Here is an 11647-nt window from a genome sequence, read left to right as displayed (position 1 = left end):
GACATATGGCTTTACAAATCTTATTGAATTTCTTCCTGGCCTTTGTCTGGATGTTCATGACCGTTTCCTTCAGCCCCGCAGGATTCGCTATCGGCTTCCTGGTAGGTCTCGGCATCATTATCCTGATGCGCCGTTTCTTTTCTTACCGTCTTTATACTTCGCGGGCATGGGCTATCATTTATCTGGTCCTGCTGTTCCTTAAGGAGCTTTTCTTGTCGAGCATTCAGGTTTTGCGGATTGTCCTCAAACCGAATATGAACTTGAAGCCCGCTATTTTCGAGCTGGAAACCGAGCTGAAAGAGGATTGGGAAATCACCCTCTTGTCTGCTCTGATCACGTTGACGCCTGGAACGCTGGTTGTCGGCATTTCAAACGATCAGAAAAGACTCTATATCCATGCGCTCGACTTTGAGGATATCGATGATGCCGTCAGTTCAATCAAAGACACATTCGAACGCGCCATTCTGGAGGTGAGCCGCCCATGATGATGTTTTACTGGATTTCCCTTATCATCGTCAGTATAGGCTTTACAGGGCTTCTGTTCCGGCTGGTCAAAGGGCCGACTATTGCCGACCGTGTAGTCGCACTTGACGCCATCGGAATCTCGTTGGTTTCAATCGTCGCCTTGTTGTCATTGATCATCGAGACTGAGTTTTTTCTCGAAATCATCTTATTGTTGAGCATCCTGTCCTTTATCGGCACTATTGCTTTTGCCAAATTCCTTGAGAGAGGAGAGATTTTCGATCGAAACAACAATCGTTAATATCCTCATCATCCTATTAATGAGCACAGGAGTCATTTTCAGCCTTGTCACAGCGTTGGGCCTGATCCGTCTGCCCGATGTCTATACACGCACTCACGCTGCCTCCAAGAGCTCGACGCTCGGTGTTCTCTGCGTGTTGATGGCCGCCTTCATCCACTTTTGGCTCATCGAAGGTATCTTCAATACACAGATGATCATCGCCATTGCCTTCCTGTTCATCACCGCACCCGTTGGGGGACATTTGATTGGACGGGCAGCCTATATGTCCGGCATCAAAGTCGCCGAGGAAACAGTGCGTGACGACATGGAAGGTGCGTTAAAAGAACAAAAGAAAAAATTGATGGACAATAAAACCACTGAACACTAAAAAAACCTGCAGACACTTTGTCTGCAGGTTTTTTTCTCTCTATTGTTCGTCCGCCATCTTCTCAACCAGCATCGCCAATGTTCTGACCATGGCACCAGTCCCGCCTTTCGGCCCCAGATCATGAGGTCCCTCCGCATCGGAAGTACCGGCAATATCCAAGTGGATCCATGGTGTGTCACCGGCAAATTCGCCGACAAATCCACCGCCGAAAATCATATGGCCATCACGGCCCGGCGAATTATTTAAATCGGCAACGTCGCTTTTCCGGATGCGTTTCTTATCGCTTTCCGTTAAAGGCAGACGCCAGACAAATTCTCCACTTTCCATAGAAGCTTCCAGGAAGGACTCGAAAAATGCTTCGTCATTGGTCAAAGCTCCCGTTTTGTCTTTGCCCAAAGCGACAATGACGCCGCCGGTCAACGTTGCCACATCCACAATTCGAGTTGCCCCCAATTGCTTCGCGTAGCTGACGGAATCAGCCAACACCAGGCGCCCTTCAGCATCCGTATTGAGGATTTCAATGGTTTTTCCGCTCATGGACGTAATGACATCATCCGGTTTAAAGGCATTACCGGAAATCATGTTATCCGTTGAGGCAATGACTGCCATCACATTTTTTTCCGGCTGAAGTTCACCGATGATTCTCATGGCACCGAGTACGGCGGCGGCACCGCCCATATCGCCCTTCATGCCTACAATGCCGTCCTTCGGCTTAATTGAGTAACCTCCAGTATCGAAGGTGACTCCTTTACCGACAAGCGCTAACGGGTCTTCAAAGCCTTCTGTCGCTTTGTACTTCAAGACAATCAGGCGCGGCTCTTCGACAGAACCCTGGTTGACTGCAAGAATTGCGCCCATACCCAGTTCTTCAAGCTCCGCTTTCCCTAAGATATCCGTTTCAAAGCCATAGGTTTCGCCAAGTTCACGCGCATATTCCCCCATTGCAGTTGCAGTTAGAATATTTGCCGGCATATTGACAAGTGTCCGGGCTTCATTGACGGACTGACCGAAAACAGAGCCAACGATTGCTGCCGATTCGACATCCTCTGCAGCCTCTTCTGCCAATAAAGTCAGAGACTCCAGTTTGACCTGCGCCTCATTGGATGTGGTCTTGTAATCGTCAAAGCGGTAGCCTCCCATTGTGATGCCTTCTGCAGCCAAAAAAGCGACATCCTCTGACGAGATTCTGTCATTTTCAAACGACTCCATGTAGATTGCTGCATGCTTCACTTTCTTCTTCGCCAATTCTTTGCCTGCCAACCCGAAGCAGGAGCGAAGGTGTTCCTCGGTCAATTTTTTACGGTCATCTAACCCGATGAACAAGACCCGTGGAATATCTCCGGAAAGTGTTGGATAGGTAATCAGTGATTTTAAATCGAATGATAGGTCCTGCTTGATCCAGCTTTCCAGTTTGCCTTCAAAACGCTGGGCGAATTCGCCCCACCCTTTGCTGTTGTCCGGATGCCGGCTTAGGCCAACAATGAGGATTTCAGCTGTGCTGTCCTGTGAATGCTGTTGTAGGTTGATTTGCATAAAATTCCTCCTTTAATCTGTTCTCTTTAAGTGTAGCATTTAATCCGAAGTTCGAGTAGTTCGTGTAGCGAAGGAATATGCAAGCACGGAACATTTACCGTCTATGTTATACTATGGGAACATATTTTTAACAGAAAGGCTGTGGCCCCGTATGGAAATTTTCTCTAACCTCCCTCTTATGATCGCCCTATTCGCGATCGTATTTGCCCAATTCGTAAAAATCCCCATCCAGTATGCCGTAACACGTGAGCTTGACTGGAAGCTCTTTTCATCGACTGGCGGCATGCCAAGTTCACATTCAGCAGCGGTCACTTCTTTAACGACTGCCGTAGCTTTTGAACACGGTGTTTCCTCCACAATATTCGCGGTCTCGACGATGTTTGCCGTCATTACCATGTACGATGCCACCGGTGTCCGCTTTCAAGCAGGCCAGCAAGCCTTGACCATCAACAAGATGCGCCAGGACATCTATCTCTTTATGGATGAAACCAGAAAATGGCCAAAGAAAAAGGAAGAAGAAAAGATCCAGGAACTGAAGACCCTGCTTGGCCATAAACCGAGTGAAGTTTTTATGGGTGCTTTAACAGGTATAGCCATTTCCTTTATTTTTTACGGTATGCTCCCATAACAATAACCAATCAAAAAATGCCGACCCGGATGACCGGATCGGCGTTTTTTATTAAAACATCTGATAACCCATTTTTCGAAGGATTTTCATGACAAAACCTGATGTGATGGCACCAGCCCAGCCAGCAAGCAAGACGGCGATATCACTGCCTGTCATGGAAGTAATGGTGTCCCCCAACATCGAGAAGGATTCCCCTGGATTCGTGAAATAATCGAAAACGCCTACATCATCCACTACGAGTAAGATAACGACCGGATAAACCACAGCCATCAGCCAGGTCATCCGAAGCAACATATTCAATAAAAAACCGATTCCGAAAAACATAACATAAAAAAGCAACATGGAAATAATCAATTGCACAATCGTGAATGAACTGTTCATGAACTCTAACCTCCGTTATTCCTTCCATCAGTTTACCCGAAAAAACAAAGGCTTTCAATCCAGCAGAACAGAGTTCATCGCTTTGTCACTTATACTAGAAAAGCGAAGGCAGCCAATAGCAGAGTGACGTTCTTTGCCACGCAGCTGAGTTGGCTTATGACCCAAAGAGTTGGGCGCCGGAGTCTGGACACCGAAAAGCGGAAAAAGCCTTCTCAGAAATCCACTCCAAATAAAAAGAAGCGATCGGCTTTACTAGACCCGATCGCTTCTAACTTTTCAATTTATTTTTTCCCTGAACCCGAACAGCAGGAGCACGTTTCTGAACCGCCCAGTCGCAATTGAAAATATCCTTGTCCTGAGCAATAAGGGCATTGATTGACGTTTTTAACCTTTTTGAAGATCGTCATCCGAAACACCTCCTTCTGTTCTTGTTTGTAATATTCTGATAATATAGCACAGGACCCTTTTGAGCGCAACTGAAAAGATAGAAATGTAAACGGTAACAAGAGCTTTTTTCTTTTATTTACTCTTTATTTCTTTTTAATCCTCTATTTTTTAAAAAACAGTTTGTATGCGGAATAGCCGAAGACTTTGCCGGGATCTACATCCTCGATCGCCTCCAGCCCTTCTTCCAGAACATAAGAAGCCATTTCATGCAGCATGACGGAAGCTTCTGCATCGCTTGATAAGGCTGCCGGCGACACCCAGTCCGCCAGATAGAGCTCGGACAATTGCGCAACAATGGGCTGCTCTTCGCTCTCTGCCTTCAATAAGAAAATCGCCATATTGTCGCTGATTTCCTCGCGAATGACTCCTGAACGAAAACCGATCATTCCCATCAGCTCACAGTCAATCCCAGTTTCTTCTTTTACTTCCCTTAGAACTGCCTCGTCAATCGTTTCAAAACCTTGTACAAATCCAGCGGGTAGAGACCACTTCCCATGCAAGCCGCCGTATCTTTTTTTGACCACCAGCCATTGCCCTTTGGAATTCACCACCAGTCCAGCTGCTCCCAGCCAAACATTTCCACGTTTCGTATTTGCCACAACGCTATCCCCCTTTTAAAACAGACAAGCCTCCAGCAAATGCACCGGAGGCTTGAATGGTAAATTATGAAGCGATTTAAAATATTATACTGAAGTTATCAAAAAAGCTCCCCGCTAAGGGAGCTTGGTTCATCCAGCTTACAGAACGTTGAATTTACCTTTTTTCAATACCAGCATAGGTCCGCCGATCATGAGCAATGCACGATTATCGATCATTTTCTTCATGAATGACGCTCGTTTGCCTGTAACTTTCTTACCGAAAACAACACCGATCGCATCGTCATCACCAAGGGAGCAAACCGTTCCTTTTAGATCAGGAACAAATTCAATCGTTGTTTCCTCATTAATCAATGCTTTTAAGTTCTTCGCAACGCTTTCACCCTGTTGCATAGCAATCTGTGCGGTTGGTGGGTACGGGCGATTCGTTTCTTCGTTGATCATCAATGCACAGTCACCGATAATGAAAACATCATCGTAACCTGGAGCACGCAAGTCATTTTCGACTTTCACGCGGGCACGCATATTTTCGATTGGAGTCGCTTCAATCAATCGGTTGCCGCGTACGCCTGCAGCCCAAACGACTGTACCAGCTTTGATGAATTCAAACTCATCATCGCCTTTTTTGATTTTAACGCCTTCTGGAGTCGCTTCAACAACCGGTGTACCGATGGAGAATTCGATTCCTTTAGATTCTAAATGGCCTACTGCATAGTTGACAAGCTCCGGATCGAAGCCAGGCAATACCATTGGTGCGGCTTCCACACAAACAACCCGCACTTTTTCACGTGGCACATCAAACTCTTTACACAGTTCAGGTACACGGTTAGCTAATTCCCCAAGGAATTCGATCCCAGTGAATCCAGCTCCACCAACGATAATTGTCAGACGGCTGTCATCTTTTACTGGTTCTGCAGACCATGTAGCAAATTGGAATTCAATGTGCTCACGGATATAACGTGCGGCTTTTACGTTCGCAATTGACAAAGCATATTTGTCGAGGCCTTCAATGCCAAAAGTCTCGCCTTCAAAGCCTAGTGCAATGACAATGTAATCGTATGTAAATTCGCCATTGTCTGTAGTGACTTTCTTGCCGACCACATCGATTGCTTCAACAGTCGCTTGTACAAACTTCACTTTGACGCTGTCGATAACGTCTTTAATATCGTAACGCACCTGATCAGGAAGCAAAGTTCCTGCTGCTGCTTCATGCAGCCATGTGCTCTCATAATGGTATTCGTTTTTATTGATCAATGTTATGTCCGCAGCATCTGTGCCAAGAACTTTTTGCAGGTTCACTACAGTAGTCAATCCACCATAACCTGCTCCTAATACTAATATTGACGGTCTTTTCAATACAATCGCAACCACCTTCAAGTCATTTTTTAATCGATTATCGACAAAGCGGTAAAACCTTGGCGCACCGATAAACATCTACACTCTATATTAGACCTTATACCGCATGATTTCAACCGGTTATTGCGTTTATCGCAGACTTATCCACAACAAAAAAGCCGGTTTGTGACCGACTTTTAACAATTCTCTGGAGTTCCTGCTTTTTTGGCGGTACGGAATGAAGTTCCACAGCCACATGAAGCGATGGCATTCGGATTTTCAATCGTAAAGCCGCCTCCCATCAATGACTGTTTATAGTCAACGACTGTCCCTTTTAAAATCGGAGCATCTTCTTTCGCGATAAGTATCGGGACTCCGAACTGCTCATAAAGATCATCTTCTTCACCTTTAGATTGTTCAAATCCCATTCCGTATGTTAAACCGCTGCATCCACCGCCTTTTACAGCAACACGCAAGAAGGATCCTTCCTCCTCGTTATGGCGCATCATCTCTTTTACCTGGAATGAGGCTGCTTCTGTAATTTCAACTACTTCTGTCAATTCAATCACCATCCTTATCATTTATCATAGCAATCATTTCCACTATTATTCAAGTCGTCCACCTTCGAACAGCCAGGTTAAGTGAAATATTTAATTTGGAGCTGCATCATCCGATTTTGGTTACTCCCCAAAATCTATTGCCTTAGCATGAGTGTGTTTACTTTATACAGAAAAAGGGACCTTAAAAGGTCCCTTGGCATTAAAATACTTGTTCTACTTCTACTATACCAGGAACTTCTTCCACTAACGCACGTTCAATCCCTGCTTTTAATGTAATTGTCGAGCTTGGGCAGCTTCCGCATGCACCGAGCAGACGAAGTTTTACGATACCATCTTCTACATCAACAAGTTCACAGTCTCCCCCGTCACGCAAAAGGAATGGACGTAATTTATCTAAGACTTCCATTACTTGATCTTCAATCAAAGCTTCAGTCATTTATATCGACTCCTTTCATTATAATCATTATAATGTGATTAGAAAGAAAAAGCCACTAATGAATTCACAGGAGGTTCAAAATTATGCAGAAAGAAGTATCCATTGAAGTCTATGGAACCGATGTGATCTGTGCTAGTTGTGTCAATGCACCCTCTTCAATCGACACGTATGAATGGCTGGAAGCCGCCATCTCAAGGAAATACAAAGATCAGCCATTTTCAATTACCTATATCGACATTGAGAAACCTCTCACACTTGAGCACCAGAAAGACTATGCACAGCGCATATTGGACGACGAATTCTTTTATCCGCTGGTATTGGTCGAAGGAGAAGTTGTCGGTGAAGGCTACGTACAATTGAAACCAGTCTACCGTGAACTTGAAAAGCATGGATTTGCAGAAGTAAAATAAGAAAAAGCGCTCGTAATTGAGCGCTTTTTCTTATTATCCGTTATGCCATTTATACATCCATAATACGCCTGATTTCATCAGACGGGCGATGCGGCCCGTAACGGTACGATCCGCCAAATAAGCGAAGCCTTGCTTTTTGCCAAGAGAGCCAAGGAAACCTTTCAGCTTGATCTCCGGCATGGTTTCAGGCAATTCCTCGCCTTTCCATGTGGATTTCAATACTTTGACGATCTGCTCTGCCTGTTCTTCCGCCAACTGTGCAGAAGGCGCCATCGGCAATGCCGCACAATCGCCCACTACATAAACATGCTCGTCGTTCGGCAACTGATGGTATTGGTTGATGACCACACGTCCGCTGGCATCACTTTCAAGACCTAGGTCACGCACTGGCTTGACCGGTTGGATACCAGCTGTCCAAACAACAGCATCCACTGGAATCGTCTCTTCGTGGTTATGAAGCATATTTGGCTCCACTTGTGTGATATTGGAATTCGAGACCACATCGACATTATGATTTTCAAACCATTTTTTGACGAAGTTGCTCAAGCGCTCTGGAAAGTCACGAAGGATCCGTGGGCTTCGGTCAAACAGCTTGATTTTCAAATCACTCCGGCTTTCTCGCAATTCGCTGGCAAGTTCAATTCCGCTGAGCCCTGCTCCCACTACGCCTACCACCGCACCTGAAGGCAAGCCAAGCAGAGCCTGATAAGTAGCACGTGATTTCCCGATGGTCTGGATGCTGTAAGTAAATTCATCCGCTCCCGGTACGTTGTGGTACTTATCTTCACAACCCAAGCCGATCACTAAATCATCGTATGCAATACGGTCACCATTCTCCATGAAAATACATTTTTCCTGAAGCCCAATTTCCAGTATTTCACCGTTTACGACCGTCAACCGCTCATGCTCCGGGAAAGGAACGCGGACTTCCTGGTCCGACTCTGTACCGGCTGCCAACGCATAGAATTCTGTCTTCATGCTGTGGAAGGGCGTACGGTCAATTAAAATAATTTCTACATCTTGTGGAAGGCTGGTTGGCAACAAACGAAGCAAAATCCGCATATTGCCGTAACCGCCACCAAGTAAGACTAATTTTCGCATAAAAATCTCCTTTAACTTTCATCTGTCTCATCAATTTCTCACATATGAGTATAGCTGATTGTGATAACTTTCACAATGCTTTCGCTAGAAATCAATTAATTGACTCCAGCCTCGAAAAAAGGTAGGATTTCGTTGTAGTGAGGTGACTTAGAATGAAACCGATTGTTGAATTTTGCATCAGTAATATCGCCAATGGCGCACAAGATTCTTTTGAAAAACTCGAACGGGACCCAAATCTTGATGTTTTGGAATACGGCTGTTTAAGCTATTGCACAAAATGTTCCGAGTCTCTCTATGCATTGGTAAATGGAGAAATCGTTGAAGCGGAATCCCCTGAAGAGCTGACAAAAAAAGTCTATGAATTCATAGAGGAAAACCCCTTATTTTAAGCCGTTGAAAAACGGCTTTTTTTGCTGTCCGAAGAATAGACAGCGCTATAGCCTGTTGATAACACGAAGCCCAGCAAGACGATTTTTTGTCGTTCTGCCGGGCTTTTATGTTTATAACTTCAGTCTCAATTTATAATTCCCAAAATCCAAGGTTTTCAATCGCGAAGCTCGGAGGATGCTCTTTTTCCAATACGGTTTCCATTCGGCTGACACCCGTGTTGACATGGATCGTGTCGATTCCAAAACGGATTCCCGCTTGGATATCCGTATCGTAATTGTCCCCGATCATCACCATCTCGCTCTTCTGAAATCCAGACTCGTGCTGGATCGCTTCCAGCATATGAATTTCAGGTTTGCCGATATAGATGGGATCCACATCTGTCGAAGCGGACACCAATGTGGTAAATGCTCCGTTGCCTGGCAAAAAGCCTTTTTCAGAAGGAAAAGCCAAGTCCTGGTTAGTCGATAAGAAGACAGCCCCTTTTCGAATCTCCAAGCAGGCAGTCGCCAATTTATCATAGGTGATGTTCCGGTCGATTCCCATCAACACGATGCCAGCCTGCTTTTCAACTCGTTCTAGCCCTTCCTGGCGCAGCGCCTGATCCAGCCCTTCCGACCCGATCATATAGACTGTGCGCCCCGGATACCAACGGTTGATGTATTTTGCCGCAGCAATGGCTGAAGACATGATGCGTTCTCTTTTTGCTGTAATTCCGAAACCAGCCATCTTCTCCTGCAATTGCTGCTGGGTCATCGAAGCATTATTGGTGATGAAAAAAGGTTCAATCCCTTTTTGCTGCAGACGTCCGATAAAGTCTGCCGCCTCTTCAACTGCTTCAGTTCCCCGATAAACTGTCCCATCCAAATCCAGGCAATAGGCTCGATATTCTTTTCTAGTTGCCATCGTTCGCTTCCGGTATAAATGCCGAAACCGGTCCTAACTCGTGAACTAGATAATGCTCAACTTTTGGTCCGAATGCCTTCAACGACTCCAGATTCTCATCGATTGCATTTATAATTGCCTGGTGATCCACTTTCATAAATTCCCGAACCAACATTTTCCGCAAGGCAATAACTTGTTTCAGCGGTTGGTCCATTTCTTCTGTAATCACTTTTTCATCCACTAAAATATCGATGATGTCATCATAGCTTCCAGGGTCGCGCATGATGAAACCGTCAATCATCGAGTTCCCGACATCGATCATCGATTCGATAAGATTGGCGCCTGCACGCTCCAATGCAAGCTGCTCCCCGACTGTTGTCCATTGCTCGTTGCTTTCGTAAAATTCCAATAAGGAATTCATGTACTGAATCGTTTCAGTTATTTTGCTGCGGTCAATAAAATACATAAAAATACCCTCCAATAGGCGTTTGAAAATCTTTCATTACTTCCTTTATCATATCATAATGCACGAAAAAACCCCCGGCGGATTAAACATCCGCTTCGGGGGCCTGCTCTTCTATTACTTCGATCGGTGGTGCTGCTTTACCGACTTTCTTTATGACAAAATAAGCACAGCCAAAATTGCAGTATTCATAAAGGTAGTCCTGCAATGTGCTGATTTTTGTATCGTAAGTCGCTTTATGGTTGGTATCTTCAAAAAAGCCTTTTAACCGCAGTTGTCCATAGCCCCAATCTCCCAAAATATAATCATATTTGGATAAGATTTCGCTGAAGCGCGCGGTTATTGCCTCCTCTTGGAAGCCTTCCCGGTAATCGATTAATATGTCATAATTCCACTGATCCAATGTGATCAATTATCTCACCATCCATTAGCTGTTTATAGCAGCTGCTTGCTCTTCTCCGAGGCGCTGGCGCTCTTTCGCAGCTGCATTGACTTGCTCATCCGCATGATAGCTGCTTCGGACTAGAGGGCCTGCCTGGCAATGCGAGAACCCTTTAGTCATCGCAATCTCCCAGAATTCCTTAAATTCCTTCGGCGAATAATATTTCTGTACGTTCAAATGTTTTTTAGAAGGCTGGAGGTATTGGCCAATTGTCATAATATCGACATCATTTGCACGTAGGTCATCCATAACTTCAATAATCTCTTCTTTTGTTTCGCCTAAACCGATCATCAGAGAAGATTTCGTCGGAATTTCCGGATGCAGCTCTTTCGAACGCTTCAAAAGCTCAAGTGAACGATCGTATTTAGCGCGTGCTCTTACTCTTGGAGTCAAGCGACGGACTGTTTCGATATTGTGATTTAAAATATCCGGTTTTGCATCCATCAACCGTTCCAGATTTTCGTAGATTCCACCCATATCAGACGGAAGAACTTCAACAGTTGTAAACGGATTGGCGCGTTTGATCGCCCGGATGGTTTCGGCAAAGACCGCTGAACCTCCGTCTTTCAAATCGTCTCTCGCTACCGCTGTGATGACTGCATGTTTCAGGTTCATCATTTTTACAGAAGCCGCTACACGTTCCGGTTCCTGGAGATCCAATTCATTCGGCAATCCTGTTTTTACTGCACAAAAACGGCAGGCTCTCGTACAAACAGCGCCGAGAATCATAAATGTAGCCGTTCTCCGAGTGCCCCAGCATTCATGGATATTCGGACATTTCGCTTCTTCGCAAACCGTATTGAGGTTGTTTTCCCGCATCATTTTTTTTAAATCCGTATAGTTTTCATTGGTGTTGAGTTTAATCTTTAACCAATCGGGCTTTCTAAGATGTTCCTGCTTTGTTGACACGCAC

Annotated in this window: 18 protein-coding genes; 6 read left to right on the top strand and 12 right to left on the bottom strand. The window is 45.1% G+C overall.

All coding sequences use genetic code 11. From position 1 onward, the window contains the following. The first annotated feature begins 5 nt into the window (after positions 1-5). The 3 genes from ACRC6Q_RS16975 to mnhG are packed head-to-tail and all read left to right on the top strand — an operon-like array spanning position 6 to position 1130. Positions 6-485: a Na+/H+ antiporter subunit E gene (locus ACRC6Q_RS16975; RefSeq protein ID WP_223641959.1), complete on the top strand. Its 480-nt coding sequence runs from the start codon at positions 6-8 to the stop codon at positions 483-485. Continuing rightward, entirely contained in the window at positions 482-763 is a 282-nt protein-coding gene (locus tag ACRC6Q_RS16970; protein WP_223641957.1) for a Na(+)/H(+) antiporter subunit F1, read from the top strand. Before ACRC6Q_RS16975 ends, ACRC6Q_RS16970 begins: the two co-directional genes overlap by 4 nt. Further along, complete coding sequence (gene mnhG, locus ACRC6Q_RS16965) at positions 711-1130, top strand: monovalent cation/H(+) antiporter subunit G (protein WP_223641955.1); 420 nt, start codon at positions 711-713, stop codon at positions 1128-1130. Before ACRC6Q_RS16970 ends, mnhG begins: the two co-directional genes overlap by 53 nt. Before the next feature lie 39 nt (positions 1131-1169). On the opposite strand, the gene ACRC6Q_RS16960 is transcribed toward mnhG, so the two are convergent. Continuing rightward, entirely contained in the window at positions 1170-2663 is a 1494-nt protein-coding gene (locus tag ACRC6Q_RS16960) for a leucyl aminopeptidase (protein WP_431467115.1), read from the bottom strand. A gap of 151 nt (positions 2664-2814) precedes the next feature. On the opposite strand from ACRC6Q_RS16960, the gene ACRC6Q_RS16955 reads away from it, so the two are divergent. Beyond that, on the top strand, positions 2815-3291 hold the full coding sequence (locus ACRC6Q_RS16955) for a divergent PAP2 family protein (protein ID WP_223641950.1): 477 nt from the start codon (positions 2815-2817) through the stop codon (positions 3289-3291). 51 nt (positions 3292-3342) lie between these two features. On the opposite strand, the gene ACRC6Q_RS16950 is transcribed toward ACRC6Q_RS16955, so the two are convergent. The 6 genes from ACRC6Q_RS16950 to ACRC6Q_RS16925 all read right to left on the bottom strand — a co-directional run bounded on the left by ACRC6Q_RS16950 (position 3343) and on the right by ACRC6Q_RS16925 (position 7046). Next, positions 3343-3672, bottom strand: a complete 330-nt coding sequence (locus ACRC6Q_RS16950; protein WP_223641948.1) for a YuiB family protein — start codon at positions 3670-3672, stop codon at positions 3343-3345. Between the two features lie 281 nt (positions 3673-3953). Beyond that, complete coding sequence (locus tag ACRC6Q_RS16945) at positions 3954-4079, bottom strand: YuiA family protein (protein ID WP_223641946.1); 126 nt, start codon at positions 4077-4079, stop codon at positions 3954-3956. Between the two features lie 141 nt (positions 4080-4220). Beyond that, complete coding sequence (locus tag ACRC6Q_RS16940; protein ID WP_223641944.1) at positions 4221-4718, bottom strand: NUDIX domain-containing protein; 498 nt, start codon at positions 4716-4718, stop codon at positions 4221-4223. A 138-nt stretch (positions 4719-4856) separates the two neighbouring features. Further along, positions 4857-6071 carry an NAD(P)/FAD-dependent oxidoreductase gene (locus ACRC6Q_RS16935; protein WP_431467121.1) on the bottom strand — a complete coding sequence of 405 codons (1215 nt, stop codon included), beginning with the start codon at positions 6069-6071 and terminating at the stop codon, positions 4857-4859. Between the two features lie 176 nt (positions 6072-6247). After that, positions 6248-6610 (bottom strand): HesB/IscA family protein, encoded by a 363-nt coding sequence (locus tag ACRC6Q_RS16930; RefSeq protein ID WP_223641942.1) that lies wholly within the window; start codon positions 6608-6610, stop codon positions 6248-6250. A gap of 199 nt (positions 6611-6809) precedes the next feature. Continuing rightward, positions 6810-7046 (bottom strand): NifU family protein, encoded by a 237-nt coding sequence (locus tag ACRC6Q_RS16925; RefSeq protein ID WP_142828952.1) that lies wholly within the window; start codon positions 7044-7046, stop codon positions 6810-6812. Positions 7047-7129: 83 nt separating this feature from the next. On the opposite strand from ACRC6Q_RS16925, the gene ACRC6Q_RS16920 reads away from it, so the two are divergent. Beyond that, entirely contained in the window at positions 7130-7456 is a 327-nt protein-coding gene (locus tag ACRC6Q_RS16920; protein ID WP_223641940.1) for a YuzD family protein, read from the top strand. Between the two features lie 33 nt (positions 7457-7489). Here the strand turns inward: ACRC6Q_RS16920 and ACRC6Q_RS16915 are convergent, their stop codons facing one another. Then, on the bottom strand, positions 7490-8557 hold the full coding sequence (locus ACRC6Q_RS16915; protein ID WP_223641938.1) for an NAD(P)/FAD-dependent oxidoreductase: 1068 nt from the start codon (positions 8555-8557) through the stop codon (positions 7490-7492). A 152-nt stretch (positions 8558-8709) separates the two neighbouring features. On the opposite strand from ACRC6Q_RS16915, the gene ACRC6Q_RS16910 reads away from it, so the two are divergent. Further along, complete coding sequence (locus ACRC6Q_RS16910; RefSeq protein ID WP_223641936.1) at positions 8710-8946, top strand: YuzB family protein; 237 nt, start codon at positions 8710-8712, stop codon at positions 8944-8946. 130 nt (positions 8947-9076) lie between these two features. On the opposite strand, the gene ACRC6Q_RS16905 is transcribed toward ACRC6Q_RS16910, so the two are convergent. The 4 genes from ACRC6Q_RS16905 to lipA form a co-directional block, all read right to left on the bottom strand. Next, positions 9077-9850: a TIGR01457 family HAD-type hydrolase gene (locus ACRC6Q_RS16905; RefSeq protein WP_223641934.1), complete on the bottom strand. Its 774-nt coding sequence runs from the start codon at positions 9848-9850 to the stop codon at positions 9077-9079. Then, positions 9840-10295, bottom strand: a complete 456-nt coding sequence (locus ACRC6Q_RS16900; protein WP_223641932.1) for a DUF86 domain-containing protein — start codon at positions 10293-10295, stop codon at positions 9840-9842. The genes ACRC6Q_RS16905 and ACRC6Q_RS16900 overlap by 11 nt, the downstream gene beginning before the upstream one ends. An 82-nt stretch (positions 10296-10377) precedes the next feature. Then, entirely contained in the window at positions 10378-10704 is a 327-nt protein-coding gene (locus ACRC6Q_RS16895; protein WP_223641929.1) for a YutD family protein, read from the bottom strand. Positions 10705-10719: 15 nt separating this feature from the next. After that, the gene (lipA, locus tag ACRC6Q_RS16890) at positions 10720-11643 is read right to left on the bottom strand and encodes a lipoyl synthase (protein ID WP_223641927.1); all 924 of its coding nucleotides are present in this window, start codon (positions 11641-11643) and stop codon (positions 10720-10722) included. Positions 11644-11647: the final 4 nt, after the last annotated feature.

Origin of the sequence: Planococcus sp. SE5232 (assembly GCF_050686535.1) — a bacterium.
Lineage (GTDB): Bacteria > Bacillota > Bacilli > Bacillales_A > Planococcaceae > Planococcus.
Note: the sequence above shows the minus strand (reverse complement) of the source record. Positions and strands in the feature narration are given on the sequence as shown.

Coding starts and splice junctions, on each gene's coding strand:
- ACRC6Q_RS16975 (WP_223641959.1), top strand. CDS start 6: ATGGCTTTACAAATCTTATTGAATTTCTTCCTGGCCTTTGTCTGGATG.
- ACRC6Q_RS16970 (WP_223641957.1), top strand. CDS start 482: ATGATGATGTTTTACTGGATTTCCCTTATCATCGTCAGTATAGGCTTT.
- ACRC6Q_RS16960 (WP_431467115.1), bottom strand. CDS start 2,663: ATGCAAATCAACCTACAACAGCATTCACAGGACAGCACAGCTGAAATC.
- ACRC6Q_RS16955 (WP_223641950.1), top strand. CDS start 2,815: ATGGAAATTTTCTCTAACCTCCCTCTTATGATCGCCCTATTCGCGATC.
- ACRC6Q_RS16950 (WP_223641948.1), bottom strand. CDS start 3,672: ATGAACAGTTCATTCACGATTGTGCAATTGATTATTTCCATGTTGCTT.
- ACRC6Q_RS16945 (WP_223641946.1), bottom strand. CDS start 4,079: ATGACGATCTTCAAAAAGGTTAAAAACGTCAATCAATGCCCTTATTGC.
- ACRC6Q_RS16925 (WP_142828952.1), bottom strand. CDS start 7,046: ATGACTGAAGCTTTGATTGAAGATCAAGTAATGGAAGTCTTAGATAAA.
- ACRC6Q_RS16920 (WP_223641940.1), top strand. CDS start 7,130: ATGCAGAAAGAAGTATCCATTGAAGTCTATGGAACCGATGTGATCTGT.
- ACRC6Q_RS16915 (WP_223641938.1), bottom strand. CDS start 8,557: ATGCGAAAATTAGTCTTACTTGGTGGCGGTTACGGCAATATGCGGATT.
- ACRC6Q_RS16910 (WP_223641936.1), top strand. CDS start 8,710: ATGAAACCGATTGTTGAATTTTGCATCAGTAATATCGCCAATGGCGCA.
- ACRC6Q_RS16905 (WP_223641934.1), bottom strand. CDS start 9,850: ATGGCAACTAGAAAAGAATATCGAGCCTATTGCCTGGATTTGGATGGG.
- ACRC6Q_RS16900 (WP_223641932.1), bottom strand. CDS start 10,295: ATGTATTTTATTGACCGCAGCAAAATAACTGAAACGATTCAGTACATG.